This window comes from Bacteroides sp. AF32-8BH (genome assembly GCF_003435205.1).
GTDB classification, from domain to species: Bacteria; Bacteroidota; Bacteroidia; order Bacteroidales; family Bacteroidaceae; genus Bacteroides; species Bacteroides ovatus.
Genome location: NZ_QVLZ01000027.1, coordinates 64,610 through 89,012, shown reverse-complemented (window position 1 = coordinate 89,012; position 24,403 = coordinate 64,610). Strand labels below are relative to the sequence as shown.

Annotated in this window: 48 protein-coding genes and 1 pseudogene; 42 read left to right on the top strand and 7 right to left on the bottom strand. The window is 36.7% G+C overall.

From position 1 onward, the window contains the following. Positions 1-13: 13 nt before the first annotated feature. Positions 14-292, bottom strand: a complete 279-nt coding sequence (locus DWZ47_RS19260) for a hypothetical protein (RefSeq protein WP_117514296.1) — start codon at positions 290-292, stop codon at positions 14-16. Continuing rightward, positions 289-810, bottom strand: a complete 522-nt coding sequence (locus DWZ47_RS19255) for a helix-turn-helix domain-containing protein (RefSeq protein ID WP_117514295.1) — start codon at positions 808-810, stop codon at positions 289-291. Before DWZ47_RS19255 ends, DWZ47_RS19260 begins: the two co-directional genes overlap by 4 nt. Before the next feature lie 96 nt (positions 811-906). On the opposite strand from DWZ47_RS19255, the gene DWZ47_RS19250 reads away from it, so the two are divergent. The 17 genes and pseudogenes from DWZ47_RS19250 to DWZ47_RS31065 all read left to right on the top strand — a co-directional run bounded on the left by DWZ47_RS19250 (position 907) and on the right by DWZ47_RS31065 (position 9,501). Beyond that, entirely contained in the window at positions 907-1,161 is a 255-nt protein-coding gene (locus DWZ47_RS19250) for a DUF692 domain-containing protein (RefSeq protein WP_147330792.1), read from the top strand. Positions 1,162-1,175: 14 nt separating this feature from the next. Then, the gene (locus DWZ47_RS19245) at positions 1,176-1,730 is read left to right on the top strand and encodes a response regulator transcription factor (RefSeq protein WP_117514291.1); all 555 of its coding nucleotides are present in this window, start codon (positions 1,176-1,178) and stop codon (positions 1,728-1,730) included. A 5-nt stretch (positions 1,731-1,735) separates the two neighbouring features. Beyond that, complete coding sequence (locus DWZ47_RS19240) at positions 1,736-1,942, top strand: hypothetical protein (RefSeq protein ID WP_117514290.1); 207 nt, start codon at positions 1,736-1,738, stop codon at positions 1,940-1,942. A 483-nt stretch (positions 1,943-2,425) separates the two neighbouring features. Beyond that, positions 2,426-2,605 (top strand): hypothetical protein, encoded by a 180-nt coding sequence (locus DWZ47_RS19230; protein WP_117514287.1) that lies wholly within the window; start codon positions 2,426-2,428, stop codon positions 2,603-2,605. Further along, positions 2,598-2,858 (top strand): hypothetical protein, encoded by a 261-nt coding sequence (locus tag DWZ47_RS19225; protein ID WP_117514284.1) that lies wholly within the window; start codon positions 2,598-2,600, stop codon positions 2,856-2,858. Before DWZ47_RS19230 ends, DWZ47_RS19225 begins: the two co-directional genes overlap by 8 nt. A 19-nt stretch (positions 2,859-2,877) precedes the next feature. Then, a complete protein-coding gene (locus tag DWZ47_RS19220; RefSeq protein ID WP_117514279.1) occupies positions 2,878-3,717 on the top strand; it encodes a hypothetical protein in 840 nt (279 codons plus the stop codon). Next, positions 3,717-4,388 (top strand): lambda exonuclease family protein, encoded by a 672-nt coding sequence (locus DWZ47_RS19215; RefSeq protein WP_117514277.1) that lies wholly within the window; start codon positions 3,717-3,719, stop codon positions 4,386-4,388. The genes DWZ47_RS19220 and DWZ47_RS19215 overlap by 1 nt, the downstream gene beginning before the upstream one ends. Continuing rightward, positions 4,388-4,845: pseudogene (locus DWZ47_RS19210) on the top strand (hypothetical protein). The gene DWZ47_RS19215 and the pseudogene DWZ47_RS19210 overlap by 1 nt, the downstream one beginning before the upstream one ends. Before the next feature lie 4 nt (positions 4,846-4,849). Next, positions 4,850-5,767, top strand: coding sequence for a DUF1351 domain-containing protein (locus tag DWZ47_RS19205; protein ID WP_117514276.1), 918 nt, complete (start codon positions 4,850-4,852; stop codon positions 5,765-5,767). After that, positions 5,764-6,081 carry a hypothetical protein gene (locus DWZ47_RS19200; protein WP_117514275.1) on the top strand — a complete coding sequence of 106 codons (318 nt, stop codon included), beginning with the start codon at positions 5,764-5,766 and terminating at the stop codon, positions 6,079-6,081. The genes DWZ47_RS19205 and DWZ47_RS19200 overlap by 4 nt, the downstream gene beginning before the upstream one ends. 245 nt (positions 6,082-6,326) lie before the next feature. Further along, positions 6,327-6,536 (top strand): hypothetical protein, encoded by a 210-nt coding sequence (locus DWZ47_RS19195; protein ID WP_117514274.1) that lies wholly within the window; start codon positions 6,327-6,329, stop codon positions 6,534-6,536. 36 nt (positions 6,537-6,572) lie between these two features. After that, positions 6,573-6,914, top strand: a complete 342-nt coding sequence (locus DWZ47_RS19190) for a hypothetical protein (RefSeq protein WP_147330791.1) — start codon at positions 6,573-6,575, stop codon at positions 6,912-6,914. A gap of 2 nt (positions 6,915-6,916) precedes the next feature. Beyond that, positions 6,917-7,534, top strand: a complete 618-nt coding sequence (locus tag DWZ47_RS19185) for a DUF4494 domain-containing protein (protein WP_117514269.1) — start codon at positions 6,917-6,919, stop codon at positions 7,532-7,534. 159 nt (positions 7,535-7,693) lie between these two features. After that, positions 7,694-8,068, top strand: coding sequence for a hypothetical protein (locus DWZ47_RS19180; RefSeq protein WP_005676593.1), 375 nt, complete (start codon positions 7,694-7,696; stop codon positions 8,066-8,068). Positions 8,069-8,086: 18 nt separating this feature from the next. Further along, entirely contained in the window at positions 8,087-8,908 is an 822-nt protein-coding gene (locus DWZ47_RS19175) for a hypothetical protein (RefSeq protein WP_117514267.1), read from the top strand. After that, positions 8,905-9,312 carry a VRR-NUC domain-containing protein gene (locus DWZ47_RS19170; protein WP_117514265.1) on the top strand — a complete coding sequence of 136 codons (408 nt, stop codon included), beginning with the start codon at positions 8,905-8,907 and terminating at the stop codon, positions 9,310-9,312. Before DWZ47_RS19175 ends, DWZ47_RS19170 begins: the two co-directional genes overlap by 4 nt. A gap of 36 nt (positions 9,313-9,348) precedes the next feature. Continuing rightward, the gene (locus DWZ47_RS31065; protein ID WP_233525076.1) at positions 9,349-9,501 is read left to right on the top strand and encodes a hypothetical protein; all 153 of its coding nucleotides are present in this window, start codon (positions 9,349-9,351) and stop codon (positions 9,499-9,501) included. A gap of 119 nt (positions 9,502-9,620) precedes the next feature. Here the strand turns inward: DWZ47_RS31065 and DWZ47_RS19165 are convergent, their stop codons facing one another. Together DWZ47_RS19165 and DWZ47_RS19160 are read right to left on the bottom strand one after the other, a co-directional pair. Next, the gene (locus tag DWZ47_RS19165; protein ID WP_117514263.1) at positions 9,621-10,037 is read right to left on the bottom strand and encodes a hypothetical protein; all 417 of its coding nucleotides are present in this window, start codon (positions 10,035-10,037) and stop codon (positions 9,621-9,623) included. Continuing rightward, positions 10,018-10,545, bottom strand: a complete 528-nt coding sequence (locus DWZ47_RS19160) for a Panacea domain-containing protein (protein WP_117514261.1) — start codon at positions 10,543-10,545, stop codon at positions 10,018-10,020. The genes DWZ47_RS19165 and DWZ47_RS19160 overlap by 20 nt, the downstream gene beginning before the upstream one ends. A gap of 311 nt (positions 10,546-10,856) precedes the next feature. Here DWZ47_RS19160 and DWZ47_RS19155 point away from each other — a divergent pair, with 311 nt between their 5' ends. Next, positions 10,857-11,558 carry a phage antirepressor gene (locus tag DWZ47_RS19155; RefSeq protein WP_117514308.1) on the top strand — a complete coding sequence of 234 codons (702 nt, stop codon included), beginning with the start codon at positions 10,857-10,859 and terminating at the stop codon, positions 11,556-11,558. A gap of 38 nt (positions 11,559-11,596) precedes the next feature. Here DWZ47_RS19155 and DWZ47_RS19150 read toward each other — a convergent pair whose 3' ends face one another. The 3 genes from DWZ47_RS19150 to DWZ47_RS19140 all read right to left on the bottom strand — a co-directional run bounded on the left by DWZ47_RS19150 (position 11,597) and on the right by DWZ47_RS19140 (position 12,814). Then, a complete protein-coding gene (locus DWZ47_RS19150; RefSeq protein ID WP_117514259.1) occupies positions 11,597-11,926 on the bottom strand; it encodes a hypothetical protein in 330 nt (109 codons plus the stop codon). 3 nt (positions 11,927-11,929) lie between these two features. After that, complete coding sequence (locus DWZ47_RS19145; RefSeq protein ID WP_117514257.1) at positions 11,930-12,262, bottom strand: hypothetical protein; 333 nt, start codon at positions 12,260-12,262, stop codon at positions 11,930-11,932. Between the two features lie 261 nt (positions 12,263-12,523). Beyond that, the gene (locus DWZ47_RS19140) at positions 12,524-12,814 is read right to left on the bottom strand and encodes a helix-turn-helix domain-containing protein (RefSeq protein WP_117514255.1); all 291 of its coding nucleotides are present in this window, start codon (positions 12,812-12,814) and stop codon (positions 12,524-12,526) included. Between the two features lie 164 nt (positions 12,815-12,978). Between DWZ47_RS19140 and DWZ47_RS19135 the strand changes: the two genes are divergently transcribed. The 24 genes from DWZ47_RS19135 to DWZ47_RS19020 all read left to right on the top strand — a co-directional run bounded on the left by DWZ47_RS19135 (position 12,979) and on the right by DWZ47_RS19020 (position 24,403). Next, positions 12,979-13,290, top strand: coding sequence for a hypothetical protein (locus DWZ47_RS19135; RefSeq protein ID WP_005676581.1), 312 nt, complete (start codon positions 12,979-12,981; stop codon positions 13,288-13,290). A 206-nt stretch (positions 13,291-13,496) separates the two neighbouring features. After that, positions 13,497-13,901, top strand: coding sequence for a hypothetical protein (locus tag DWZ47_RS19130; RefSeq protein ID WP_005676579.1), 405 nt, complete (start codon positions 13,497-13,499; stop codon positions 13,899-13,901). Between the two features lie 579 nt (positions 13,902-14,480). Next, a complete protein-coding gene (locus tag DWZ47_RS19125; protein WP_117514253.1) occupies positions 14,481-14,702 on the top strand; it encodes a hypothetical protein in 222 nt (73 codons plus the stop codon). 15 nt (positions 14,703-14,717) lie between these two features. Then, positions 14,718-14,912, top strand: a complete 195-nt coding sequence (locus DWZ47_RS19120; RefSeq protein ID WP_117514251.1) for a hypothetical protein — start codon at positions 14,718-14,720, stop codon at positions 14,910-14,912. Position 14,913: 1 nt separating this feature from the next. Continuing rightward, positions 14,914-15,300, top strand: coding sequence for a DUF551 domain-containing protein (locus DWZ47_RS19115; protein ID WP_117514249.1), 387 nt, complete (start codon positions 14,914-14,916; stop codon positions 15,298-15,300). Further along, the gene (locus tag DWZ47_RS19110) at positions 15,293-15,493 is read left to right on the top strand and encodes a hypothetical protein (RefSeq protein WP_117514247.1); all 201 of its coding nucleotides are present in this window, start codon (positions 15,293-15,295) and stop codon (positions 15,491-15,493) included. Before DWZ47_RS19115 ends, DWZ47_RS19110 begins: the two co-directional genes overlap by 8 nt. A 35-nt stretch (positions 15,494-15,528) precedes the next feature. After that, positions 15,529-15,921 (top strand): hypothetical protein, encoded by a 393-nt coding sequence (locus DWZ47_RS19105; protein ID WP_147330790.1) that lies wholly within the window; start codon positions 15,529-15,531, stop codon positions 15,919-15,921. Between the two features lie 2 nt (positions 15,922-15,923). Next, positions 15,924-16,235, top strand: a complete 312-nt coding sequence (locus DWZ47_RS31060; protein WP_233525075.1) for a hypothetical protein — start codon at positions 15,924-15,926, stop codon at positions 16,233-16,235. A 1-nt stretch (position 16,236) separates the two neighbouring features. Continuing rightward, positions 16,237-16,452: a hypothetical protein gene (locus tag DWZ47_RS19095; RefSeq protein ID WP_117514243.1), complete on the top strand. Its 216-nt coding sequence runs from the start codon at positions 16,237-16,239 to the stop codon at positions 16,450-16,452. Then, a complete protein-coding gene (locus tag DWZ47_RS19090; protein WP_117514241.1) occupies positions 16,439-16,987 on the top strand; it encodes a hypothetical protein in 549 nt (182 codons plus the stop codon). The genes DWZ47_RS19095 and DWZ47_RS19090 overlap by 14 nt, the downstream gene beginning before the upstream one ends. A gap of 8 nt (positions 16,988-16,995) precedes the next feature. Next, positions 16,996-17,337: a hypothetical protein gene (locus DWZ47_RS19085; RefSeq protein ID WP_117514239.1), complete on the top strand. Its 342-nt coding sequence runs from the start codon at positions 16,996-16,998 to the stop codon at positions 17,335-17,337. 12 nt (positions 17,338-17,349) lie between these two features. Beyond that, the gene (locus tag DWZ47_RS19080; protein WP_117514236.1) at positions 17,350-17,802 is read left to right on the top strand and encodes a hypothetical protein; all 453 of its coding nucleotides are present in this window, start codon (positions 17,350-17,352) and stop codon (positions 17,800-17,802) included. A 231-nt stretch (positions 17,803-18,033) separates the two neighbouring features. Then, entirely contained in the window at positions 18,034-18,945 is a 912-nt protein-coding gene (locus DWZ47_RS30695) for a hypothetical protein (protein ID WP_199488160.1), read from the top strand. After that, positions 18,911-19,522 carry a DUF6633 family protein gene (locus DWZ47_RS19070; RefSeq protein WP_117514234.1) on the top strand — a complete coding sequence of 204 codons (612 nt, stop codon included), beginning with the start codon at positions 18,911-18,913 and terminating at the stop codon, positions 19,520-19,522. The genes DWZ47_RS30695 and DWZ47_RS19070 overlap by 35 nt, the downstream gene beginning before the upstream one ends. A 372-nt stretch (positions 19,523-19,894) precedes the next feature. Beyond that, a complete protein-coding gene (locus DWZ47_RS19065; RefSeq protein ID WP_117514232.1) occupies positions 19,895-20,299 on the top strand; it encodes a hypothetical protein in 405 nt (134 codons plus the stop codon). A gap of 117 nt (positions 20,300-20,416) precedes the next feature. Next, complete coding sequence (locus DWZ47_RS19060; RefSeq protein ID WP_117514304.1) at positions 20,417-21,202, top strand: DNA cytosine methyltransferase; 786 nt, start codon at positions 20,417-20,419, stop codon at positions 21,200-21,202. Positions 21,203-21,216: 14 nt separating this feature from the next. Then, the gene (locus DWZ47_RS19055) at positions 21,217-21,699 is read left to right on the top strand and encodes a DNA N-6-adenine-methyltransferase (RefSeq protein ID WP_117514230.1); all 483 of its coding nucleotides are present in this window, start codon (positions 21,217-21,219) and stop codon (positions 21,697-21,699) included. A 67-nt stretch (positions 21,700-21,766) separates the two neighbouring features. Then, positions 21,767-22,561 carry a hypothetical protein gene (locus tag DWZ47_RS19050; protein ID WP_117514228.1) on the top strand — a complete coding sequence of 265 codons (795 nt, stop codon included), beginning with the start codon at positions 21,767-21,769 and terminating at the stop codon, positions 22,559-22,561. Positions 22,562-22,583: 22 nt separating this feature from the next. Further along, entirely contained in the window at positions 22,584-22,832 is a 249-nt protein-coding gene (locus tag DWZ47_RS19045) for a hypothetical protein (RefSeq protein WP_117514226.1), read from the top strand. Positions 22,833-22,845: 13 nt separating this feature from the next. Next, complete coding sequence (locus DWZ47_RS30435) at positions 22,846-22,986, top strand: hypothetical protein (RefSeq protein ID WP_158570389.1); 141 nt, start codon at positions 22,846-22,848, stop codon at positions 22,984-22,986. A gap of 27 nt (positions 22,987-23,013) precedes the next feature. After that, positions 23,014-23,244: a hypothetical protein gene (locus tag DWZ47_RS19040; protein ID WP_117514224.1), complete on the top strand. Its 231-nt coding sequence runs from the start codon at positions 23,014-23,016 to the stop codon at positions 23,242-23,244. A 26-nt stretch (positions 23,245-23,270) separates the two neighbouring features. Beyond that, on the top strand, positions 23,271-23,492 hold the full coding sequence (locus DWZ47_RS19035) for a hypothetical protein (protein ID WP_117514222.1): 222 nt from the start codon (positions 23,271-23,273) through the stop codon (positions 23,490-23,492). 396 nt (positions 23,493-23,888) lie between these two features. Beyond that, a complete protein-coding gene (locus tag DWZ47_RS19025; RefSeq protein WP_087318657.1) occupies positions 23,889-24,167 on the top strand; it encodes a hypothetical protein in 279 nt (92 codons plus the stop codon). Beyond that, positions 24,164-24,403, top strand: coding sequence for a hypothetical protein (locus DWZ47_RS19020; protein WP_117514220.1), 240 nt, complete (start codon positions 24,164-24,166; stop codon positions 24,401-24,403). Before DWZ47_RS19025 ends, DWZ47_RS19020 begins: the two co-directional genes overlap by 4 nt.

The window sequence follows — 24,403 nt, the reverse complement described above, 5'->3', positions numbered from 1 at the left end:
GTTTTTGCACTTTTTATTTGCCTCCCCCTTTCCATTTCGGATCAAATACAGGTTCCTTTCCCAACACTATCCAAGTAACAGAAATACCGTAATCATCATGTATATAAGCAATCCATTCTGGCTTTAAGACACTTCTATCTGGATAAAATTTAACCTGATTTATATTCCAACGATTTATATCATGATTTCTCGTAAAAGTTTGCAATCCTCTAATTTTTTTTTGCTCCTTTAGCATTGCCAGTGCTGCAAAAAAACGTTTGCTTATGGCCACCCCTTCTTCCGATATTTTCATTCCTTATTTATATTTTGGTTCTTTATGTCGTTTGTTGAAATATCCGACCCACTTGCATGAGCACATCTTACATCCATCCCCTGCAGGGCAAGAAATTTTCTATTTTGCTCCTGCATGGATTCAATCGTCCTTTGTTGTGACAAAACAGTTTCTGTCAACCTCGAAATTTGCTCAAATACCTCGCGACTCATAGAAACCGAATCATTTTGCGATTCTATCCTTTGATCCACAAGCTCTTCTAAAATCTGTTCTTTCAATCTCTCCCTGTTACTCCTCGACATTCCCCCACCTATTATTCCGGCAACAGTATCCCCTTTTATAAACATAGATACATCATCCCCCTGCAACCACCCTGGAGTCAAGTGAAATTTAGATTCTAAAACAGCCCGATTTCTATCAGTTAATGATACTTTACCCGTTTCTATACTAGAATAAGCATTTTGCTTTATTCCCAGTATTTCCGCCATCTGAAGTTGAGTATAGCTCAACTTCGTTCTAAGCTCCTTTATACGATTCATGGATGTAATAAATGTTAATATAAACTATTTAATAGTAGTTTATATCATTAAATGATTATATTTGCAACAACATTAATATATAACACTGCAAAGATAATGAAAGATGAATTAAAAACAAGCATTTTGCCAAATGAAGGTCAAAGAATGACCCTAAAAGACTATTATAAGAGCTTACCAGACTCAACTCACCCCAAAACAGAGTTCATCAATGAGATCACTAAAAGAACAGGAGTATCATTTACTGCTGCAAGAAATTGGGTTATATATGGCATGAAACCTAATAATCCAGAACATATCTCGATACTATCTGAAATAACAGGAATTCCACGTAACAATTTATGGTCTGAATAAAAAACTATTGAGCAATGAAAGATTTAGAGTTCTACATATTTGAAGATGAACTTTGGTGTCTATTCCCTGATGGAAGCAACCAACCTGTGACCGATAAAGACATAGGACTAATAAAAAGTATATTGGATCGTATACGCGAATGTTACCCAGATGCATATAAGGCGCTGATGGAATGTTACCAAAAAAGCGCACAGAATATTCCATATTTTCAATATCTCATGGTAAGGCGTTTTTGTAAATGCAATTTTGGAGAATTAGATAATACCAGTCGAGATATTGATAAAAAGGGAGGATTCAACTTTGAACGTGTAAAATGTCCTATGCGCGGAGAATGCAAGTATGAAGGTATTATCTGTTGCCCCCAATTTTACAGCCGTATATCAGATGCAGAAATGAGAGTAATGCAAATGGTATACCAAGGAGCTAATAACGAAGAGATAGCAGATAAACTTTACCTCTCTCCTCATACAGTAAAGAATCATATCAAATCTGTATATATTAAACTTGGTATTCATGAGAAATCAGAATTTATTCAATATGCGCACAAGAACAACCTTTTTAAAGATTAGACAATATGATTAACGAGGAAGTTTTGAAAATTGTACTAAATGACAAAACCTTCGGGCAACGGGAAGCAGCCGATATAGTCGGTGGAAGAGGTAGGTTATTCCGACTGGTAGGCTCTGGCGATATTCGTGCTGAAAAAATACCTCCTAACCGACAAAATGGTAGGTGGTATTGCAATGCCTATGATGTAATAAAAAATGCAACATTAAAATAGCTGATAATCAAACAGTTATATCAAGTTAAAGACAAATATTTTACAAGTCAAATATTTGCTTTAAAGTAAAAAATAAAGTAGTTTTACATCGTAATTAAAAGATAATCAATCAGTTATGAAAAAAGATGTAATTTTAACACTTTGGGTTCTATCATTTATAGCGATGGTAATACTGGTGGAAAATCCATATAAGATTTCGTTTTGGATTTCATTTGGGATTTTCGGGTATCTCTCGGTGTATATTGAAAAACACAATAAAAGATTCGAGCATGAAGATGAGTAAATCTCCGTATATAATTCAAGAAATTATCCTGATAACATATAGTGGAAGAAAACTTCCTCTTACAATTATAGATAAGAGAATTATAGACACTCCGATCAGATTAACGAAAGACAAAATACTCAATGCTTTCTCTTCTATGAAAGACAAACCGATAGATGTAAAACTAAAAGTAAAGTACATATAAAGCGTACATAAGAGCAATGAAAACAAAAGAAGAATTACTAGCAATGAGTCATGAAGACTTAGCTTCACTTACATATAAAATTATGTATGAACAATGTCTTCTTGAAAACAAGGAAAAAGAAAACAGAAGATTAAGAGAAATACTTGACGCTATCGGTATCACGTATGAAACTTTCAAATCAGAATTCCATGAATGATGAATTACAGCAATTAGAATCCGAGTTAAAAAAGGTGGAATCTAGCAACCTTGAATATCTTCCTGAATATGGATATTCACCGAAAGCAGAAATAATCCAGCTTATCAAGGAAGACATATCCGATGTCAAAAAAGAAATCAACAAGAGATTAAAATTGCACGCTTCTGGTATTTCATCAGGATATACAGAAAAAAGCTTAGAAGAAGAGAGAACTAGCCTTTGCTTAATGCAAGGGCTGGCGAGATATTGTTAAACTTTAAAATATTTGAGCAATGGAAGAAAACAATCAAGTAACAGAGTTGCAAATTATTCAAGCTAAACAGGCAGCAGAATTTGCTATGACACCTGTAGGGCAAACTGTCAAACAGTTTGAGGTCATGCAGCGCATGGCCAAGATGTACACTGAAAGTACAATCGTTCCTGAAGCTTATAAAGGAAATACAGGAAATTGTGTGATTGCGCTTGATATGGCAATGAGAATGAATGCTAATCCGTTAATGATAATGCAGAATCTCTACGTTGTCAAGGGAAACCCGTCATGGTCAAGCAAGTTCCTTATCGCTACCATTAATATGAGTGGCAAATACACCTCACTCAGATATCGGAAAAGAACGCTAGGGAAGGTTGGTAAAGTAAAATACAATGAAACAGTGTGGGATGCTACAAACAGACGCAATACAATCGTTGTAAAAGAGTTCGACGGTACTGATGTGGATAATATTGAATGTATTGCTTATGCCACCGAACTTTCTACCAAAGAAGTTCTTGAATCAGATCCGATAACTATTGAAATGGCAATAAAGGAAGGGTGGTATACAAAGTCTGGAAGCAAATGGGTTACAATGCCCAATCTGATGCTTACTTATCGTGCGGCTGCTTTCTGGCAACGTGCCTATTGTCCTGAAATATCAATGGGATTCTTAACCAAGGAAGAAGTTGAAGATATTCAGGATGTAGAATATGAGGAAATCCCGGATAAAGGTACGAAAAACAAGCTTGCCGAAATTGCTCTTAAAAATGCAGGAGTAAAAGAACAACCTAAACAGGAGCAACCTGTAAATCAGTCTCAAAATAACACGAATGACAAACCGGTTCAAAAAACATTATTATAATGGAAGCCCAACATACAATTGAATGGTACAGAAAACGATTAGGCTGTATCACAGGAAGTGAATGCGGAGTATTAATGAAGAGTGGTCGTAATGACCGCTTTTCAGATGCCGCCAAAACTTATATTTATCAAATTGCAGGTGAAAGATTTATGGATCCCGATATTATAAATGATGATTATACATTCGGGATATACTTGCAACAAGTAAATGTAAACTCCAAAGCAATGCAGTGGGGTAATGAGCAAGAGGAATATGCGCGTAATCTTTATGCTAAAAAAACAGGCTTGCATATTATAGAAGTCGGTTCATGCAAACATCCTACCATTCCTAATTTCGCGAGTAGTCCTGATGGTTTCTTTTATGATGAAGATAGCCAAATCAAATTATGTTTGGAAATCAAATGCCTTGACCAAAGCAAATTTATGAGATACAAATCCGATGTTCATGACAATGACTCATTGTTAGAAATGAATCCTAAATACTTCTACCAATGCTGTGCTCACATGATGTGCACTGGAGCACAAAGAACTGATTTTGTCGTTTATAATCCTTTTCAAATAGATCCTATTCATATTGTACGCATATTACCTGATGAAAAAGTCTTCGCTGAAATGGAGAAACGCATTCGTATGGCAGACGATATTATTAACCAAATAGCTGATATAGAATAATGGGTGACCTATTAATAAAAGAGACTCAACTCCAACGTATTATACGAAAGACAGGTAGAAAACCATGTGAATGTAAATGTTCATTATGTAAAATGCAATGTCATACTCCATGTTTAGGAACTCCGCAGGATATTGAGAAATTAATAGTTCAGGTTATTCCGACCGGTTACTCCCCACTCTTTGGGGAGCCGGAATGATAATGGGAGTTATTGATATTCCAATTCCTATGATCCAAATTGCATCGGGCGATGATTATTGTTCGTTCTTTCACAATGGCTTATGCGAACTTCACGACAAAGGATTGAAGCCTACCGAAGGACGTTTGTCGCATCATTCTACACGCATTGACAATTTCAAAGCATCTAAAAGTATAGCTTGGAATGTCGCTAAAGAATGGCTTTCGGTAGATAATGCAGAGGTAATAGAACGTATTGTTGATAAACTAAATAAAAAATAGAGCAATGGATACACAATTAGCAATTCAAGAAAGCGACCTAGAACTGGTCGTAAGTGAAAAGACGCTAGGTAGTCTTACTACCAACGCAAAGCAAATCAGAGATATTGTAATGGCGAATTTGCCGAAGTATGATATATCCAACTACACGGATGACAATATCGATCAGGCAAAGAGAGATAAAGCCTCTCTCAACAAAGCTGCAAAAGCTCTCAACTCCAAACGCCTTGAAATAGAGAAGGAGTTTATGAAACCTTTTGGAGAATTCAAGGAGGTAGTAAACGAAACGGTGAAGCTCATTGGTGAATGCTCCGCTAAGATTGATACTGTAGTCAAACAGAACGAGCAGCAATATAAGGAAAAGAAGAAAGCAAACATTAAAACCTATTTTGATGGCATGAACACCAATCTCGTGGACTTCAACAAGGTGTTTAAACCGGAATGGCTGAACAAGACTGCAAGCATGAAGTCTGTTTGTTCGGATATTGATGCCATATTTGCTAAGGTTGAAAACGAGCTATCTACGCTGAAAGGTTTTGGCGAAGACTATGATGTTCTCCGCACTTATTATATGGACACGCTTAATATCGCTTCTACTATTCAATACGCAAACCGCCTGAAAGAACAACGCGAACGGGCTAAGGCAGCAGAAGAAGCTAAGATTAGAGCGGAACAAGAAAAGCAACAAGCGGAAGAAGCTCGTAAAGCTGTTGAAGCAGAACAAGCCAAAACACGTCCGGTCAATCCGTTTGCGATGGCAAATCAAAAAGCTGACGAACAAGTACCTTTTAGTCAATCCAGGACACAACAACCTGAATTATTGACGAGAGCGTTCAAAGTTACTACTACCCGTGAGAACATCATTGCTCTTGGTGATTTTATGAATGAAAAAGGTATTGATTTTGATAAAATAGATTTGCCATGAGTGAAACAGGAAAAGAATACGGACAATTTGTAAAACAGCGAAGAGAAGAACGTTATAGTCAATTTGTAAACACAATCCTTCCCGCTATCAAATCTTTAGGATATGACGTTATTCAACGAAATGATTTTGGATTCGAATTCATTGTTTCTAAGAAAGGATTTGGGTGGGTTATATTCTATCCCAAAGGTGATAGGTTATTATTGTGTAAACAGAATAGATGGCTATATGGTGGTTTCTCTTGGATTCTCAAACATATACTTAAAAGCAATGGAAGTATGCAAAACAGATATACAAAATCTTATTCGGCTCCTTGATAAGAGTGCTGAATTAATTGATAAATATTGCAAGAAACCATGTGAGCAAGATAAGGCTCGCCAATGTAGGAAAACGAGTAAAAAACTTAAAAAGAAAATAAAAAATGAGGATATTACAAATCAGTGAAAAAAAAGACATGGAGCTGTACAAAAATGGTTCCGATGAACTAAAAACGATACTGGAGAAATCCTTTGGTAAAGAGTTCATCCTTTAGCTTAATCATCATGAAAAAAGAAAAATAGAAATGAAAGATCTAATTGATTATTTAAACCAATCTGGACTAACAGACTTAGTACGTATCTATATGGTTGTTGGTGGAATATTATTTATTGCTGTACTCGCTATATCCATTTGGATCATTGTTAAGATCTCGAAAAGGATGTTCAATGACAGAGATGACGCAATATTAGATTTTTATCGTAGACGTAAAAAACGGGAAAAAGAATTTGATTAGTAAAATTGTAAAAAAAGAAAGTTAATTATGAGTGAAATGGAAAGACATATTGGCAAAATTAAGAAAGTCGATTTGAATAATTATACTGTCGAAGGGTGGTGTGAACAGAAATGCAAGACTCTTAAAATAGAGTTAGGGGCATATTATAAGACTTATAAAGAAGCATTGTTAAATGATCCCTATCCAGCTATTGTGATTGAGGTCAACGATGTTCTTTGGGAAGTCATTGAGGACAAGGAAGAAGAGGATACACAGGACATTTCAATCCTTACTCCTAACAATGACGGGACGTACAGCTACATTATGCAATTCTACAATGGTGGAACATGCTTAAATGAAATGCTTGAAGATAGTATCAAAAATTTAAAGGAGGATTAATTATGGCAATGCATACATGGTTTGAATGTAAAATCCGTTATGAAAAAGTAATGGAAAACGGAATGCAGAAGAAAGTGACGGAACCTTATTTGGTAGATGCACTTAGTTTTACAGAAGCAGAGGCACGAATCATCGAGGAGATGACTCCGTTTATCTCTGGGGAATTTACCGTTTCGGATATCAAACGTGCCAACTATAGCGAACTTTTTCCAAGTGACGAAGAAAGTGCCGACCGCTGGTTCAAATGCAAACTTATTTTCATTACCCTTGACGAAAAAAGCGGTGCAGAGAAAAAGACTTCCACCCAAGTACTGGTACAAGCAGCCGACTTGCGCGACGCAGTCAAAAAGTTAGATGAAGGCATGAAGGGGACAATGGCAGATTATCAGATCGGTATGGTAGCTGAAACTTCGATTGTAGATGTATTCCCTTATGAAGCCAAAGAAGAAAGTAACGCAACAGAAGATAAAGAAGTTGTTCGCTTTATTAATAAGTTCCCTGAAGGGCAATGTACTGAAACCACGGTAGGTGGTAAACCGGTTATCGTTGATAAAACTGGCGGTAAAACAAAAGTAATCCCTAACAATAAATCAGATACTAATGAAGGAGAGCGACAGTGAAGAATATTTGCCAGATTGGGCGATAATTGAAGATTAGTTTAAAAGAGAGGAACGGTGTGTGTTATTTGTTCCTCTCTATGTGATAAGCTATCTACTACAAATTAACTACAATACAGAAATGACCCTTGGGCGGCTCTATAAAACCCAATATTAGAAATTATGAATAAATTTGGAATTCTGGCGGCTATCATATTTGCCGCAATTGTTGCGGGATGCTTTGTTGCCATCCCTTATTATAACGTTTGGCAACAAGAAATGTCTGGAAAGGCAGAATTTGCTAAAGCTGAACAAAACCGTAAAATAAAGATTGAAGAAGCTAAAGCTAATCTGGAAGCTGAAAAACTGAACGCTCAAGCAGAAATCGAACGCGCCAAAGGTGCTGCTGAAGCGATTAAAATTGAGAATGGAAGTATTACCCCTGCATATATTCAATATTTGTGGGTACGTCAGCAAAGCAATCTGAATGATAAAACTGTGATATACATACCAACGGAAACAAACCTTCCAGTTTTGGAAGCGTCCAGAAATAAATAATAGCCAAAGTTAAAATATATGGCAACGAATTTAATCTTATCTAAAGAGAGTAGCGAAAGCGAAATCAAGCGTTATTTTAACGCAGTTCTTGAACTGTCAAAATCTGACAATGAGTTTCCAATCAATCTCGATGAAGTTTGGATGTTGGTTTATCCAAGAAAAGACCATGCCGTTAGAGAGTTGATAGATGGTGGTCAGTTTATTGAAGGTGTTGATTATCAAGTTTCCCCCAAAAATGGGGAAAACCCCAAAGGCGGCAGACCGACAAATGAGTACAAACTTACAGTTTCCTGCATGGAGTTCTTCATCGCGAGAAAAGTCCGTCCTGTGTTTGAGGTTTATCGTCAAGTGTTCCACCAAAGCGTCCGGAAAGTAATCGAAAACCAGAACAAACCCAAACGTGAACCATCACTAACAACTAAAGTCCGCGTTGGCCTTGAATGGGTAAAAGGCGTAAGCGAAGTGCTTAATCTAAATGATTCTTCTAAATTGTCTTTAATTAGTAAAGTAGCTGCACCTCTTGGACTTCCGACACCTGATTATACTCCGTCACATGGGATACTTAAATCCGCTACTGAATTGCTCAAAGAAGCGGGTTTGTCTATCAGCGCACAGTCGTTTAATCAAAGAGCGATTCAGAAAGGTATCTTATGTGATATGAAAAGGAAGTCATCAAAAGGTAGAGATAAGTATTTCAAATCCATAACCGAATCCGGTCTGTCGTATGGTGAGAACCAAGTCAACCCTAATAATCCCAAAGAAACACAGCCGCTTTGGTATGAAGAGAAATTCAATGAGTTATTGATGTTGCTTGATTTTAAACTTGCTAGGGTATTATGACATACGAAGAAATGAAAGCTAAATATTGCGGAACCAATATTCGTAGAAAGCCGAAAAGTGAAGAACATAAGATACAAGCATCTTGTATTAGATGGTTTCGCCTCCAATACCCCCAATTAAGAAACATCTTATTTGCTGTTCCTAATGCAGCAAGAAGAAGTGCTAGAAACGGGGCATACATGAAAGAAGAAGGGATGCTTTCGGGAGTTGCAGATCTGATACTTCTTAAAAGTAATCGTTTCTACGGTGCTTTGTGTATAGAAATGAAAAAGCCAGGTGAGTACCAAAGAACAGTACAAAAAGAATGGCAAAAGGAATGTGAAGCGGCTGGGAATAAATATGTTGTCTGCCGTTCTCTTGACGATTTCATTAAAGTGGTAACTGATTATTTGAATAACATGTAGTTATGGTTGTTTCGCAAATTTTAAAGATTGAGACTTATGAAACCGAATGAGTTAGAAGAATGGCATAAGCTATCAGAGAATCTTGTTGCATTTACAAGTAACTGTAGTGAGGATATAAAACCATATATATTGGGACAGCTAGAAGCTTTATGCGAGATGCTGTCCAGACAAATTGGTTTAGACAAATAAAACCTGTGTCGATTGGCTCAGCTCCTATTCGGCAAATCGTTCTTTGACATTTTGTTTTCAGCTTTTAATCTGCCTTATTACTGCATTGGAATAAATAAAGCCAGACATTACATCTGGCTTTATTTATCAATTAGTCCGAATCTTTTTAATTCGGCTTTATTGATTCGAGAATTACTCTTTATCTTATCACAAACAAGAGTAATATCTTTCTCCTCCAATGTGCCTAAACTAGTACTTTTAAGAAGTTTGTTCTTCTTTACTATTTTAATTGAAGAACAATCTATGTAGCTATCATATGAAAGGAAATCATAACTTTCCCCTTTTATAAGATGCTGCATTGCTCGTACATTAGGTGGCAGATTCATATTAATAAAGGAGTTAAAGATGACACCACCATAAACGTTTCCATCGTTATCAAAGCCAAGTACTACAAAAAATTTATCACGACTGGCATCTCCGGGTTTGGGTACTACTCCATTGGCCTTGTTCATCGTAACGCAAAACACATCTCCTATCTTAATTTCCGAAGGTTTCATCAAATGCTATTGAATCATTAATATATTTTACAAGTTCATCATTAGCTCCTCCATCAAGGGCAATATCCCCCGGATCAATAACATGATTTCCCTTTTTGTCTCTCGCTTTTTGCCAACAAGTTGTATGAGAAGTTTTTTCCAACTCCTTAAAACTCATTTTCCCGTATTTGGAAATGCATAAATCTAAAGTGTCTTTATCATATTGTGAAAGATAATCCATATCAGGTTCACGTTTAGATAATAGATAGTAATCTACAACATGAACATCATCTGTCATTTTTGAAAGAACGCTTTTTTGCCCTTGTATTGTACTATACAAAATTGTTGGTACTGGTCCATGGGGAAGAGCGCAAAATTTATCCGCTATCATCAGTTGCCCCCAGTCAACCAAGCTTCGTTGATTGGCAAAATATAATATCTTGAACAAATGATAATAGTCCATACCCCCAGTTTTATTAAGGATATAAAGTACTATTTCTATGATTTTTTGTTGTTCAAATTTTGTCATTTTGTTTAGGGTTCTTGGTTACTAATTATATAATTGCATATTCAAATATATGCATTTTAATGCAAAGTTAGCAATTTCATTTGAGAAGCAAAGCATAAATAGTTAAAAGAATATGTTGATTGTTGATCGTATAATCACTTTTAAAAATTATTATTATATTTGCAATGCGTTGGGTTGTACTTATTAAAATTAGAATTAATCAGAGGATTAAGATATAGAAAGCTGTGTAGGTCACAACCCCCTGCATGGCTTTCGCCTTTTTATCTCCGCATGAAGAAGTGCGGTACGTCCTCGAACGAAAAGACATTATTATGGACAACATTCAGATTTTTAAGAATGAATCGTTTGGTGAAGTTAGAGTAGCCGGAACAAGTGAAGAACCTTTGTTTTGTGCAAAGGACGTAGCAACTGCATTGGGATATTCTGATACAGCTGATGCAATACAAAGACATTGCAAATCAGGCAAAAAGGTGTTTTGCCCACATGGAAACGGAATTGGTGGAACTAATATGGTATATATTCCGGAAAAGGATGTATATAGGTTAATAATGAGAAGTAATCTTCCTAATGCTGAACAGTTTCAAGATTGGGTATGTGGCGAAGTTCTTCCATCTATCCGCAAGCATGGTATCTATGCTACCGACAATGTTATTGACCAGATATTGAATAATCCAGATTTCGGCATTGAACTTCTCACTAAGCTAAAAGAAGAACGGTCGGCACGCATTGAAGCAGAGAAACAGGTAGCTGTGCTAACTCATGTCAATAAGACCTATACATGTACGGAAGTTGCTAAAGAATTAGGGCTTAAATCGGCAATTGAACTTAATAACCGTTTAAAAGAACTTGGAGTGCAATACAAAGTTAATCAGACGTGGGTACCATACACCAAATACTCTACGCTTGGTTGGTTTGATATAAAACAAGAGGTTGCTGACAACGGTCATATTATCTACCATAGAAAGATTACCGGAATTGGCAGGCAAGGGATCATTAATCTTATTAATTCTTAGCTAATATAAATAAAGGGATGCAAATGCATCCCTCTTATTCATCTATACATCGCGGTGCAGCTTATAAATAAGGCTATAACAGACACGATAAGAGAAAGTATCCCGGCTATTACTCCGATAACAGTCCAGTTGATAGGATTTCGTAAATTGGGGTTCTCACAAAGGTAGTGTTTTCCTTCATCGGTGGTTTTGGCATCTTCTACTGCTCCACCTTCCAGATATGCGGCTTTAACTAATCCTTTCCTTTCAAGTGATCGGACGGACAAGTTGTAGACGTGCAAAGGAAATACGCAAGGACATTTACCGTTGAACTTATCAACGATCCTAAGTGTTTCTTTTTCCTCCTTAGTGAGTTTTATTCGTTTCATATATCATTTACTTAATGAGATTGAGCAACTGATAAACAAGGCTATAAAAGTGGATATGGCAGTTATAGCGGATAAGGTTATCAAAACAATATCTTTCCATGGAACCGGATTCTTTAGGTTTGGGTTGCATTCCAAGTACGCTTTAGCCTTGATAGTCAGTTTGGCTTCCAGCACTTCATCGTAATTGTTTTTGTATTCTACAAGTCCTTTTTCCTGCAACAGGGATAAAGCAAAGTGAAAAGCTATCGGTGAAAGCTCACGAGGTTGTTTGCTTCCATTCTTGGAAACATTAAGCAAAGTTGCCTTTTCTTCCTTTGTGAGCTTGATGCGGTTCATGGCTTATATTATTTGTCAAATTCATGTTTCCGTCTTTCTTGGCAATACTTACAGTTTCCTTTGTGAGCAATACTTGTTACTTTCTTCCAAGGATACGTTTCGGATTGAACCATTATATACTCACAAGAGTCAATCTCGATCACATCATATTCCAATACTTGCTCGTCATTTTCAGTCTTTGGACTTTCGCATGAGCATAGTAATACTGATACAAATAGAATTGATATGAAGCATAGTTTTAATTTCATGGCTATTTAGTTATTAATCTTTGTTTTGTGTTTTAAGTTCAACATTCACACTAACCGGGAACTCGTTTCCGCAATGTGGGCATTTGATAGAATGGGCGTTTGAGGGGAGTTGCACTTCTTCCGGAGACGCGAATAGTTGCCATATAGGTACTTCTAATGCGGTTGCTATTTTGGAAAGGGTCTCAATGGTAGGATTTCCGTTCACATTCCTTGTTAATGTATCACGAGTAACTCCCAACTTTTCAGAAAGTTGCTGCATTGTAAGTCCCTTTGATTTTGTAATTTCTTTTACTCTTAGCTCCATAATATTAAGTTTTATGTATGCAAATGTAGTATTTTAATGATAGTACGACATTATAATATCGTTAATTAAAGCTAAATAGGCAATTAAATGCTGTATTTGTTTGGTAAATACGGCATTATAATGTAGTTTTACATCATCAAAAATAACTCATAAATAAAAAGAATATGAAACGCTACAATTTATCAGAAATATTCAAGAACGCTCACAGAAACTACAAGTATTCAGGTAAGAAGCAAGGTAAGACCTTTGGTGAATGTTTAAAGTCAGCATGGAGACTTGCAAAACTCCAAGCTAACTTCACAGTAGAAGCGGTAAAGGAAAGAACTGATAAATTCTTGGCAGAAAGAGAAGAAGCGATGAGCAAAGCTGCTAAGGCTACAATGCACGAAGGCTACAATAACAAGAACATTCCTGCATCGGCTTATTACAATGTGAATAGTACTGGTAGATTCGGTTCACGCTACGTAGGTGATTAAGATATAACTAACACTTTAAAATATAAAACAATGAAATACGAAGTTTCTAAGAAAGGTTCAAGCGTAACATTCAAGTTCGAAACATACGAACAGGCAGCTGATTTCTGCTATATGTATGTAATGTCAATGCACGCTAAAGGTGATAGATTCCCTGAACTTTCAATTAAAGAGATAACCGAGTAATCAGAACATTAAAATTTAGAGTAATGGACAATATTTTGAACTCAACCGTTGAAATGAGTCAGGCGGAACTGATATTTCAGTTAGCCAAGACCAATGTCGAACAAGAAAAAAGGCTTAAGTCGACAGAACTAAGATTAAGCGTACTTGAAGAAGAGATGAAGAAATTGTCTTCAAAGTGTATCGGTAATTATGGATGTTCCACTATGTCTGCATACGTACAGAGGCATAAACTTCCTATTTATGTAAGTGACATTGCGAAACTCGGCAATGATGCCACACGCCTATGTAAGAAAAGGGGATATCCGGTTAATAAGGTAAACATAGACCGTTTTGGTGTTGTAAACGTCTATCCGGATTTCATCCTTCATGAACTACTGGATGACTATATAAGAACTACACAGCGTCTAAATGGAAGTATAATGAGATAATAATATAAACTATAAAGTAATGATTGAAGTAGAAATAAGCCAATACCTCGCAATGTTAAAGTCATTCACAGAATGCTCTCAATACAGAGCGGAGTGTTATCGGTTAAAAGCTGAAAACGAAAAGTTGAAAATCGAGCTATCGAATAGCTTAAAGGTTTCTCGTTCTTCCCGTAATCAGGTCGAGCACTTTGATTACGCTAGTCGAATGGGAGCTAACTAAGTAGGAAAGTAGTGTCAGGGGATTCGTCCCACACATTAAGTTGATGCCAATCGACACAGTGACAATCTGAAAATGGTTGTCACTGTTTTACCGGTTTTAAGTGGTTCTAAGTGAATCATTCAATTTGAAATAACAACTATCATCCTTGATTATTCGAGGTAATATAGAGTTGAAAAATAGTGTATAAAATGATTTTGTAATTAATAAATATAGAAAAATGATCGGATTATTAAAGAACGGGCAAAAAGTTGAAGTAAAGAAAATCATACCTGATTGGAATCGGGTAGAGACTAATGATAATCAGATATTTGCTCTATGGGAGTTTGAAGTTATATATAGTTCTTAAAAAATATTCGAATATGAGTAAAATGAAGCAAATGTTACTGGCAACAGTAGCGATGTGCGCAGCAGTACAAAGTAACGATCCATACTCTGTGAATCGTAGAGAAAGAATGACTTTTAATCCTGACTATAAAGTTAAGTCATCAGTTAAAGAGTTAAGAGAGTTTACCATAAAAGGACAGAAAGTTATGGCATATTCCAAAAAGGACGCTATTAAACGACTTAACCATAAGAAATAACTAAAATATCAAATTATGAAACAAGAATCAAGCGCAGTTAATCCGTATAACGGAGTGTTCGGGCAGCAAGGTTGGATTTGTCCGAAGTGTGGCAGGGTATATTCACCTTTTACCCAAATGTGTTTGTATTGCAAACCCAATAATGCAAATACAATTTCTAATACGACCGTCAGTGAAGAAATATTAAGAGAAAACCGTAAAACAGAGTAATATGAAACAGACATTGGAAGAAGCAGCAAAAGAAGCGGCAGAAGATTGTTATGAATGCCAATACGATAATAGCTTAGAAATGAGGTTGGTTAAAGAGGCATTCAGACAAGGTGCACAATGGCAGTCAAAGCAATCGCCTTGGATAAGCGTTAAGGAGCGGTTGCCGGAAGAGGATGGGTATTACTTTGTTACTGACGGTGATGTCGTTGAGAAAGTTTATTTCTTTAAAAGATGGAATAAGTTTGTATCAACTAGGGATTATCCTCATCTATTTTACGATGAAGGCGTAATAAAAGCCTGGTTACCTATTCCGTCTTTCGATGATATACTCGAAGCCAACAGAGATGTACTAGAACGGATTAAAGAGAAGGAGGTGAACCATGGATAGCGTACAGACACAAACCTTTTCTATCAAGGGAAATGATGATGCTGTGGCATATATTGATTTTTGTGATGGAGATTTGTGTGTCTCTGTTGTGGTAGAGGGCAAGCAGGCAGACTTTCACTTTGAACCTATTACTTTGAAGATGTTTGCCTATGCTTATAAGTTGCATTGTGAAGATTTAAATAAGGAGGAATAACTATGAAATCAAAACAAGTATTATCAGTCGAACAGATGAAACATTTACAGGAACTTAGATTGGACACAAGTGATGCAAGTATGTATTGGGCGAGAGTGTCGCATGGAATCCGTATTGATGACAAATCAAAAGGTAAATGGTTTTTGAGCTTGCATAAGGCATTTCAAACTTGTGGGTTTATGTCGTATGAATCAATTCCTACTTACACCTTGCAGGATATTCTCGGCAAGTTACCGCGATACATAAATGACTTTGGTGCAAAATATAAGCTGCACATTGAATCTACTTTTGCTGGACCTTGGCGTATAAGTTATCAGATAGGAATATGTGAACCATTTGTTTCTAAATTGGCAGAAAATCCATTGAATGCAGCCTACGAGATGCTTTGCTGGTGTATTGAAAACGGATGTATTAAAACTAAAGAATAGTTATGAAAGTAAGAGTAAAAGAAACTGGAGAAATTATCAATATTGCTGATTACGCACGTGTCAGACTTGATAAGTGTGATAGTTACGGTAATCCTATTGAATTAAGTTTTGATGATGTTGAAATACTTCAAGAAATGTCTGATAATATTGATTGGGAACAGAGACGCTATGAAATAGCAAAATCAGCCATGCAAGGGCTTTTATGCGCTCCCATTGTTGAGGGAATAGATCCTAATCCAACATCCTTGGAACTGGCAAGGGCAGCAGTAAGAAACGCTGATGCTCTTATTGAAGAATTAAAGAAGGAGAAATAAAATGGAAAAGTACTATTACTATACTTACCAACGTGGTAAAACAACAGGTCATGCAGTATGCTGTACTGATAATGGACGATTTAATATACTTGAAAGACTTAAGTTTGTGCAAGGTGATTCTCTGGAATTTTGTATTATCACCTTCTATAAAGAAATATCCAGTGAAGAATATGAAGATATGATTAATTATTTTAATGAAACCAATGAAGAAAATTGAATTTTACCCAGGAATCAATCTTGATAAAGCATATCAAGAATTGCAGGACAATGCACCATGTTATGGTGAATTTAACGAGAAAGCGTTGTATTCTACTGATTCTCTCGATGAAGTGTTTGTTAAAGTGACTGGTAAGTCAAAAGCGGAACACGATGAATATATCCGTAAGATACACGAAGAGTATGACCGTAAAGAAGCGGAGTTTAAGGCTAAAATTCCGCAATTAACCGAAGATTACAGAAAACGTGCAATAGGCATTATTCCGGAAGAATATTTGGAATTATGGAATGAAATTGTTCCTATCAGGTTGAATGATCTCTATCATGGCATGGAACTTGACTGCTGGTTAGAATTGGTTGCAGTATTGAATGATACCTCTAAAAAAGAACTGGAAAGATTTGAAATATGCCGGTCTTTGTTCTCCAAGCAAGGTCACAGCGGCATGAGTGCAGTACTTGTTTTTAATGGTCTTAAGTGTTTTCATCCATTAGGAGAAATGTTGGTATTATACATTAACGACTCTATAAAAGCATAGTACCTCTTATGGAAGAAAATAAAAACATTGGTGAAATTACCATTGGATTTGATAATGAATCTGCAAAAAAAGTAGCAATCACAGATATGGTCCGGTGCGAATTTTCAGAACACCGTCTTGTTACCGTTGCGCATACAGAAGAAGATGCCTACCTGCTATCGGTAGAAAATCCTCAAAGTTCCGGACGCGCTACCCAAACGAATATGTATTTGACAGAAGGAAGTGCAGCTGCTCTTTTCTATACATACATCTTATATCTGGAACATAACGGAATAGATGTAAATGAGTTATTCAAGAAATACATACTTGACGATAAAGAGATCAAATATGAATTTTCACCTAAAGATTAATATTACATCATTATGGAAATAAACTGTAAATACTGCCCGAAAAATGATGGTACAGGGGCTTGTAAAATAGAAGACTGTCCCCTGCTCCCTATCATACAAGAAATAGAAGAAATAAGCGGATTCCTGAATATCACATGCCAAAACAACCCTACAGAAATACAGGAAAGGATTGCGGCAACTATGGTATATGTAGTAAGAACCGGTGAAATGCTTGCAGAAGCAAAAAGAATGCTCCGCAAAAGAAAATCGGATGAAATACAAAACACCATTATTAAGATAGCGCAGGAAAACTGCTTGTCTGCAAAAGTGCAAAATGCCCTACTTGATAGTATTGCAGAAAACGAATCATTCTTAGTGGATCGACTAGATCGACTTAACGCTTCAGCAACTCATCAGTTAGACGCATTACGTACTCTATTGAGTTATGAAAAGGAAGCTTTGCGGTTAAATAAGGCTGGATATTAAAATAAAGTTAATCACGGAAAAATAATAGCTCAAAAGTGATTGAGTTTACGTCACTTTTGATTAGTTTTACACCGTGAAAATAATTGATGCGATTGGTGGAACTCTCGTATAGGAAAATATAAGTCAGCTCTGTATGAGTAGTTGTTTCCGAGTTCCACAATATAGAAACAATGAAAATATAGAGCTTATTTTATCAAGTTATGATTAAACCCCAATTATTTACAAACAAGCATGGCACGTATACGTTCTATTAAACCCAAATTCTGGGATGATATAAAGATCGGACGTTTAAGTCGTGATGCCAGGCTCTTATATATTGGATTGTGGTCTTTTTCCGATGATATAGGAGTGGTTATAGGTGACTCTATTTGGCTTAAATCTAAAGTCTTTCCATATGATCAGATCCAGGTACAACAGTTTGAAAAATGGATAAAAGAGCTTGTAACAAATGGATTTATATGTCTGCTTTCTTACAACGAAGAAAGATTCATATATCTGCCTAACTTTACTCGGCATCAAGTAATCAACAGACCCAATACCGAAGATTTGAACATACCTAAAGAGCTGATAGACAGAGCCCAAAAAGACATACATAGTTTTATCACCGAACAATCACTGAATAATCACGGAACAATCACGGAACAATCAGTGCCTATAATAGGAGAAGGAAAAGGAATAAGAGATATTCCCCCTATAATCCCCCATGGGGATGAAAAAGAGTCTAATAGAAATGCGATAATTGATTATAATGCTTTAATGGATACATTCAATAAGATGTTTGATGGCAAACTTCCCAAAGTGTCATCCATGACTGACAAAAGGAAAAAATCAATAAAGTCTCGTGTGTCAGAATATGACAAACAAGCAATTATGGATGTATTCAACAATATTATTCAATCTCCATTTCTTTTAGGTAGGAATGATAAAAACTGGCGATGTGATTTTGATTGGATTTTCAGACCTACGAATTTTACTAAGATTTTAGAAGGGAACTACAATGGAACAAGGCTTAGTAAAAACCAACAAGATAGCGAGCAGCGAAAACTTGATTCAGTTCTTGCAGTCTCTACAACCGTCCGAGAAGCTGCCGCAAAAAAGAGAAAGGAACTTGAAGCAGAGGGCATTATTGACAAAATACCCTGATCCAGCGCAATTCATACTTGATTACAATCCAGACTTGCAATTTAAAATTGTAAGATGTGGCGCTACTCATGCAGATTTAGCATTAAATCTTGAAATACCAAGTTTGGGGCTTTTGGCTTCTACTTATGGGGATGAAACACCACTAGAGTGGCTTAAAATTCAATTTGGAACGTTGAATGATTTTGCAGAGGTATCTACAAAGATAGCCAAAACTCAACTTGAGGAATTGGCTGCAATATTTCTTTCGGAGTATTATTATATCAATGCCGCTGAAATATGTTTTTTCATAGCTCGTTTTAAATCTGGCAAATATGGGAGGTTTTACGGGGCCATTGATCCTATGAAGATAACAAGTGCTATGCTTGAATATATTTCAGAAAGGCGGAAAGGAATTGAACGGTACGAACGTGAACAATATCAAATTTTGCGACAAAAAGAGATAGAGGAACGTGGTAGCAATAGTATATCATATGCAGAATATCTTGAGCAAGAAAAAAAGCTTGTAGAAAGTGGCAACAAGGATGCAATTGAAAGAGCTTCAAATCGCATTGGAAGCGTTTCCTTTTCAACAGGTTAATTTAATCTAAAGCCATGCAAATAAGAAAAGTAACGTTTGTTTACAAGTTACAAATTAAGTAACTTTACATCTGTAAATCAGAGACATATAAAACATAAGAGCAATGAGAACAAGAAGAAAATTAACTGAAAAAGAAGTGGTACTCAACAGGGATACATATCATATTCTTAGACCTGTTATCTACCTACTAAATCACAATACCAATAACCGAACAGATGATACTCCAAAGTTATCCAGTAATCTGTAACGGTATTCATTACGACGGAAGGCATCTGAAGCCTATATGCAAACGATGCTCGTTGTACACTAAAGTAAAGCAGCCATCGAAAAGTTCATGGCGCATAAGTGGAATTGAAAAATGTATCATAAATCATGTTAGTAGGAACAACAAATCTTAATACGACGCTCAACCTAACCTACGTGTTGACTGACGTCGTGGAAACCCTTCTCTATGATTTGAGAAGCGAAATGGGAAAGCAAGGCTATGAGCTACGCCACGATGCGAAACGCAATTTCAACACAGCAATAGCCGCGATCCGGAAATTGAAACAAGATGTGGATAAAACACAGTTCTCCACACAGGAAAACTTCGGAAACGACTCCGATTGTCTTCTGGCTTTCATCCGGCTGTTGGTAGACCGCTGCGGTGACGATGACAAGAAGATGTTCGCATTTTATAATTACATCAAACGTCACCCTTCACAACTTGGGCTCGATCTATCAGATGAAAAAAGTACGTTTGCTCATATTTTCGAAAGTAACGAGAAGTTGGATTAGTTATGAGAATACTCCTAAACACCCTCCTTCTCCTAGGAGTGAACATCTTATTTTACCTGGTGGTGTATGCGATAGCGGACCACTTGATGGATACAATTAATTAAACGATGAATGATAATGAAGAAAACTCACGGCTCATTATTTAGTGGCATTGGAGCTCCGGAACTTGCATCCGAATGGATGGGCTGGAAAAATCTGTTTCATTGTGAAATAAATGATTTCTGCCGGAGCTTTTTGGAAAAACGATTTAAAGGTACAAGTTATGCAGATATTACCAAAACAGATTTCAATATTTGGCGAAACCGAGTGGACATCCTTACAGGCGGATTCCCCTGCCAAGATGCAAGTAAGGCAAAGCAGATGGGAGGAAAAGGACAACTCGGACTTGAAGGAGAAAGGACCGGATTATGGTGGCACATGTGCCGGGCGGTTGATGAAATCCGTCCACGATGGGTTGTTGCAGAAAACGTTGCCAATATCACAAGAGTTAACAACGGAAGAGATTTTGCAAAAATCCTCCATTCGCTTTCCGAATTGGGGTACAATGCTGAATGGAAGATTATGTACGCTTCAGACGCAGGCGCGCCCCAAAGAAGAGCCAGGTGTTACCTGGTTGCTTACTCCGACAGCGTCCGATTACCGGAGGGAGAATCTTTCTTCTCCGATGTATGCAAGACGATTGTCAAGGAGCGCAGGCTGTTTGCCGGAACATCTTTATCGGTTGGGGCTACGTGGGCTGGTCAACCACCAGTTTGTAGCGTGGATTATGGGTTTTCCGATAGATCACTTGAAATGTATGGCAAATCTCGACTGAAAAAAGAGGTGTTTCACGCTTACGGAAATTCCATGTGTCCCCAGCTGGTATATGAAATTTTTAAAAGAATAGAAGAATTGGACAATTAATTAAAATATTTTCAATGAATACAACCTTTGAAAAATCGGCTAATACCACTGATGAATGGTACACGCCAAAGGAAATTATAGACGCATTGGGAAAGTTCGATTTAGATCCATGCGCTCCGGTTAAACCGCTTTGGCAAATAGCTACACAAATGTACAACAAGAATGATGATGGCTTATCAAAAGAATGGTTTGGCAGAGTATGGCTTAATCCTCCTTATTCCCGTCCTCTAATAGAACGTTTCGTTAAACGTCTGGCAGAACACGGTAACGGCATCGCTCTACTATTCAACCGCTGCGATAGTAAGATGTTCCAAGATGTCATCTTTGAAAAAGCAACAGCTATGAAATTTCTACGTAACCGGATTAGGTTCTTCCGACCTGATGGGACTCGTGGAGATTCGCCCGGTTGCGGCAGTATCCTAATCGCTTTCGGTGAAGATAATGCCGATATATTAAGAACTTGCGATATTGCAGGTAAGTATATACGAATCAATTAGAGTAAAACCTTGCAAGTTCTTGAAGAATTATCAAGGATTTGCGAAAAACAAATCAGAAAGAAATCAAATGATAATAGCGTGGTTCTCGTGCGGTGTAACATCCGCAGTAGCTTGTAAAATAGCGTTGAGTTTGTACGAAGATGTACAACTCTACTACATTGAAACTGGCTCCGGTCATCCTGATAACGCCCGATTCCTGGCAGATTGTGAAAAGTGGTACAATCAGCCAATATACACCATTCGCAGCGATAAGTATATCAATGTAGAGGATGTACTGACTAAAAAACGGTATATCAATGGTCCGACTGGTGCGGCTTGTACATTCGAATTGAAGAAACAAGTTCGGTACAGGTTGGAAAAAGAACTTGGTTCTTGGGACGGTCAAGTTTGGGGATTCGATTACGATCCAAAAGAGATTAACCGGGCTATCCGCTTGAAACAGCAGTATCCAGACACAAAGCCACTGTTTCCGCTTATTGACAAGCAGATAACGAAATCTGATGCAATGGGGATGCTTTGGAAAGCCGGTATTGAAATCCCCGCCATGTACAGGATGGGATACAATAACAACAACTGCATCGGCTGTGTGAAAGGTGGCATGGGCTACTGGAACAAAATTCGGAAGGACTTCCCAGAAGTATTTGCTCAAATGGCGCAGATTGAGCGTGATGTTGGAGCTACCTGCCTGAAGGATAAAGACGGGCGTATCTTCTTGGATGAACTACCAACGTGGAGAGGTGACCCAGTGGAAGAAATTATACCGGATTGCTCTCTTATCTGCCAGATAGAGTTTCAAGAGATAATCGACAGGCAGGTAGAACGAGTTTTGAAAGGAGAAATTAGTATTAACTATGTAGCCTAATTAGGCTCAAAACAAGATAGACATGAGCACTTTTGTAAAACATTTCAACAAGAAAATCCCTCACAGGTGGTATAAGGAAGGAAAGAAGATATTTCAACTAACTCCTGAAGGTATGTTTGATAAAGAATCTCGATATTTTCATTGTGAATATATCGAAAATAACTATAAGAGAGGATGTTACATTATAGGATTTAATCTTTATGATGATATGATCCAAATAACAGAGGATGAGTGGGAGAACGCTTTGAAAAATTGTATAAACCCATATTAAAGACAAAAGAGATATGAAGAAATATAGAGTGTATGACTGTTACGGACACAACGTAGCTGTATTTTTTGAAGAAAAAGATGCATCAGACTATTGTAATTGGAAAAACTCTTATAAAGGATGGAAATACTACACGTATGAACCTGCAATTGATTAACGTAAAACAAATTAGAAAGGAACATCTATGCTTAAAACAGACAACTTCTTTGTTCAATTTGAAATAGACAACGTTTTATTCACGGAGACCTTCAGATTAGCTTACCGGACAGAGGAATATAAAAAATATTGGCTTGATGGCATTCTCGACAAATCGCATTGTCATTATCAACAAGCTCAAATGGAAGCTGCAAAGGCTTTGGGTGAGCGTAAGAGATGGATTAAGATAGTTACTCTGTTTAAAACAGTAGAAGGTTAACGTAAAACAAAATAGAAAGGGACATTATGGAAATAATCAAACTAACGAAGAAAGAAGAGGAATGGATTAAAGATCTAAAGAAATTAATGCGAAAGAAACCTAAGAATCTGATTCTCTTTGCTGATGGAAATTTAAATATCTTGAAACTTGATAAGGATGATAATGATGGAGTGGGCGAAAATGGAAGAATGAAAAGTGATAGAATAGTAGAAACTATTCTTAATGCCTGTGATGGAGGTGTATTTTAATTAGAGTAAAACAATTTAGAAATGAGCAAATACAGTGAATACCATTACGCCTTTACCTCTACAGTAGCCCATCTGCGGAAGATAAACCAAGTTCTTACTCTTTTGAAAAACGAAAAATGATCTAATCATGACCCGCAATCAATTTATTCATTACTCCTATCGACATAGTGAGATCATTATCTGGCATCAAAAGCACCCAGAAGTAGATATTGAATGTATGCTGATAGGGGTAGATTTCGATCACGAATTATTTCATCTTGTTCCTATCGACTTAGATTATTACGAAGATAGATCGTATTGGCTTCCTTATACATCATGCGACAAACAGTTTAAGAAGCCTAAGATGAAAGTGGTAAGGAGTGATAGAACAATAGTAACTAAATAACTAAAACAGAAATGAATATAGATAAATTTATTAATAGTACTATCAAAAGCTATGATGAATATCGAAAGAATTGTGACATTATAGCTAAGGAGGCGCAAAGATATATCGACTTTGATAAATTCGTTTCTTGCGAATATATCAATGGCGTAGGACTTAGTATATTGGTAACGTTACCTGAAACAGATGATTATACTATTCCCGAATGTGTATGTCCTGTAGTAGGGTTCTTTGAATATGCCAAAGGGAAGGATAAATTATCAGTAGATGACATTAAAAAACTATCATTATGAAACAGACATTAAAAGAAGCAGCAAGAGAAAATATTCTGTTTAATCACAGAACAGCTGATCGCACTTTATCAGGTAAGAACTTGGCACAATTTGGGGAGATTAATTTCATTCAAGGTGCTGAATGGCATGCAAAGCAATCAATAGAGGTCCTTTCCTCTGTTTTAGAAAACTGGGTACATGGCGGTGATGCTGATTGCATCATTGCGGAGTTTGAAGAAAAATTAAACAATAAATAG

Bases quoted from the DNA above. Each gene is read 5' to 3' on its own strand.
- DWZ47_RS19050 (WP_117514228.1), top strand. From the start codon at position 21,767: ATGATAATAGCGTGGTTCTCGTGCGGTGTAACATCCGCAGTAGCTTGT.
- DWZ47_RS19250 (WP_147330792.1), top strand. From the start codon at position 907: ATGAAAGATGAATTAAAAACAAGCATTTTGCCAAATGAAGGTCAAAGA.
- DWZ47_RS19245 (WP_117514291.1), top strand. From the start codon at position 1,176: ATGAAAGATTTAGAGTTCTACATATTTGAAGATGAACTTTGGTGTCTA.
- DWZ47_RS19115 (WP_117514249.1), top strand. From the start codon at position 14,914: ATGAAACAGACATTGGAAGAAGCAGCAAAAGAAGCGGCAGAAGATTGT.
- DWZ47_RS19130 (WP_005676579.1), top strand. From the start codon at position 13,497: ATGGACAATATTTTGAACTCAACCGTTGAAATGAGTCAGGCGGAACTG.
- DWZ47_RS19195 (WP_117514274.1), top strand. From the start codon at position 6,327: ATGAAAGATCTAATTGATTATTTAAACCAATCTGGACTAACAGACTTA.
- DWZ47_RS30695 (WP_199488160.1), top strand. From the start codon at position 18,034: ATGGCACGTATACGTTCTATTAAACCCAAATTCTGGGATGATATAAAG.
- DWZ47_RS19240 (WP_117514290.1), top strand. From the start codon at position 1,736: ATGATTAACGAGGAAGTTTTGAAAATTGTACTAAATGACAAAACCTTC.
- DWZ47_RS30435 (WP_158570389.1), top strand. From the start codon at position 22,846: ATGAAGAAATATAGAGTGTATGACTGTTACGGACACAACGTAGCTGTA.
- DWZ47_RS31060 (WP_233525075.1), top strand. From the start codon at position 15,924: ATGAAAGTAAGAGTAAAAGAAACTGGAGAAATTATCAATATTGCTGAT.
- DWZ47_RS19105 (WP_147330790.1), top strand. From the start codon at position 15,529: ATGAAACATTTACAGGAACTTAGATTGGACACAAGTGATGCAAGTATG.
- DWZ47_RS19090 (WP_117514241.1), top strand. From the start codon at position 16,439: ATGAAGAAAATTGAATTTTACCCAGGAATCAATCTTGATAAAGCATAT.
- DWZ47_RS19120 (WP_117514251.1), top strand. From the start codon at position 14,718: ATGAAACAAGAATCAAGCGCAGTTAATCCGTATAACGGAGTGTTCGGG.
- DWZ47_RS19175 (WP_117514267.1), top strand. From the start codon at position 8,087: ATGGCAACGAATTTAATCTTATCTAAAGAGAGTAGCGAAAGCGAAATC.
- DWZ47_RS19200 (WP_117514275.1), top strand. From the start codon at position 5,764: ATGAGTGAAACAGGAAAAGAATACGGACAATTTGTAAAACAGCGAAGA.
- DWZ47_RS19220 (WP_117514279.1), top strand. From the start codon at position 2,878: ATGGAAGAAAACAATCAAGTAACAGAGTTGCAAATTATTCAAGCTAAA.
- DWZ47_RS19260 (WP_117514296.1), bottom strand. From the start codon at position 292: ATGAAAATATCGGAAGAAGGGGTGGCCATAAGCAAACGTTTTTTTGCA.
- DWZ47_RS19110 (WP_117514247.1), top strand. From the start codon at position 15,293: ATGGATAGCGTACAGACACAAACCTTTTCTATCAAGGGAAATGATGAT.
- DWZ47_RS19170 (WP_117514265.1), top strand. From the start codon at position 8,905: ATGACATACGAAGAAATGAAAGCTAAATATTGCGGAACCAATATTCGT.
- DWZ47_RS19225 (WP_117514284.1), top strand. From the start codon at position 2,598: ATGAATGATGAATTACAGCAATTAGAATCCGAGTTAAAAAAGGTGGAA.
- DWZ47_RS19185 (WP_117514269.1), top strand. From the start codon at position 6,917: ATGGCAATGCATACATGGTTTGAATGTAAAATCCGTTATGAAAAAGTA.
- DWZ47_RS19060 (WP_117514304.1), top strand. From the start codon at position 20,417: ATGAAGAAAACTCACGGCTCATTATTTAGTGGCATTGGAGCTCCGGAA.
- DWZ47_RS19065 (WP_117514232.1), top strand. From the start codon at position 19,895: ATGTTAGTAGGAACAACAAATCTTAATACGACGCTCAACCTAACCTAC.
- DWZ47_RS19135 (WP_005676581.1), top strand. From the start codon at position 12,979: ATGAAACGCTACAATTTATCAGAAATATTCAAGAACGCTCACAGAAAC.
- DWZ47_RS19165 (WP_117514263.1), bottom strand. From the start codon at position 10,037: ATGAAACCTTCGGAAATTAAGATAGGAGATGTGTTTTGCGTTACGATG.
- DWZ47_RS19040 (WP_117514224.1), top strand. From the start codon at position 23,014: ATGCTTAAAACAGACAACTTCTTTGTTCAATTTGAAATAGACAACGTT.
- DWZ47_RS19215 (WP_117514277.1), top strand. From the start codon at position 3,717: ATGGAAGCCCAACATACAATTGAATGGTACAGAAAACGATTAGGCTGT.
- DWZ47_RS19160 (WP_117514261.1), bottom strand. From the start codon at position 10,545: ATGACAAAATTTGAACAACAAAAAATCATAGAAATAGTACTTTATATC.
- DWZ47_RS19025 (WP_087318657.1), top strand. From the start codon at position 23,889: ATGAATATAGATAAATTTATTAATAGTACTATCAAAAGCTATGATGAA.
- DWZ47_RS19180 (WP_005676593.1), top strand. From the start codon at position 7,694: ATGAATAAATTTGGAATTCTGGCGGCTATCATATTTGCCGCAATTGTT.
- DWZ47_RS19020 (WP_117514220.1), top strand. From the start codon at position 24,164: ATGAAACAGACATTAAAAGAAGCAGCAAGAGAAAATATTCTGTTTAAT.
- DWZ47_RS31065 (WP_233525076.1), top strand. From the start codon at position 9,349: ATGAAACCGAATGAGTTAGAAGAATGGCATAAGCTATCAGAGAATCTT.
- DWZ47_RS19055 (WP_117514230.1), top strand. From the start codon at position 21,217: ATGAATACAACCTTTGAAAAATCGGCTAATACCACTGATGAATGGTAC.
- DWZ47_RS19045 (WP_117514226.1), top strand. From the start codon at position 22,584: ATGAGCACTTTTGTAAAACATTTCAACAAGAAAATCCCTCACAGGTGG.
- DWZ47_RS19230 (WP_117514287.1), top strand. From the start codon at position 2,426: ATGAAAACAAAAGAAGAATTACTAGCAATGAGTCATGAAGACTTAGCT.
- DWZ47_RS19145 (WP_117514257.1), bottom strand. From the start codon at position 12,262: ATGAACCGCATCAAGCTCACAAAGGAAGAAAAGGCAACTTTGCTTAAT.
- DWZ47_RS19190 (WP_147330791.1), top strand. From the start codon at position 6,573: ATGGAAAGACATATTGGCAAAATTAAGAAAGTCGATTTGAATAATTAT.
- DWZ47_RS19095 (WP_117514243.1), top strand. From the start codon at position 16,237: ATGGAAAAGTACTATTACTATACTTACCAACGTGGTAAAACAACAGGT.
- DWZ47_RS19125 (WP_117514253.1), top strand. From the start codon at position 14,481: ATGAGTAAAATGAAGCAAATGTTACTGGCAACAGTAGCGATGTGCGCA.
- DWZ47_RS19155 (WP_117514308.1), top strand. From the start codon at position 10,857: ATGGACAACATTCAGATTTTTAAGAATGAATCGTTTGGTGAAGTTAGA.
- DWZ47_RS19085 (WP_117514239.1), top strand. From the start codon at position 16,996: ATGGAAGAAAATAAAAACATTGGTGAAATTACCATTGGATTTGATAAT.
- DWZ47_RS19255 (WP_117514295.1), bottom strand. From the start codon at position 810: ATGAATCGTATAAAGGAGCTTAGAACGAAGTTGAGCTATACTCAACTT.
- DWZ47_RS19205 (WP_117514276.1), top strand. From the start codon at position 4,850: ATGGATACACAATTAGCAATTCAAGAAAGCGACCTAGAACTGGTCGTA.
- DWZ47_RS19140 (WP_117514255.1), bottom strand. From the start codon at position 12,814: ATGGAGCTAAGAGTAAAAGAAATTACAAAATCAAAGGGACTTACAATG.
- DWZ47_RS19035 (WP_117514222.1), top strand. From the start codon at position 23,271: ATGGAAATAATCAAACTAACGAAGAAAGAAGAGGAATGGATTAAAGAT.
- DWZ47_RS19150 (WP_117514259.1), bottom strand. From the start codon at position 11,926: ATGAAACGAATAAAACTCACTAAGGAGGAAAAAGAAACACTTAGGATC.
- DWZ47_RS19080 (WP_117514236.1), top strand. From the start codon at position 17,350: ATGGAAATAAACTGTAAATACTGCCCGAAAAATGATGGTACAGGGGCT.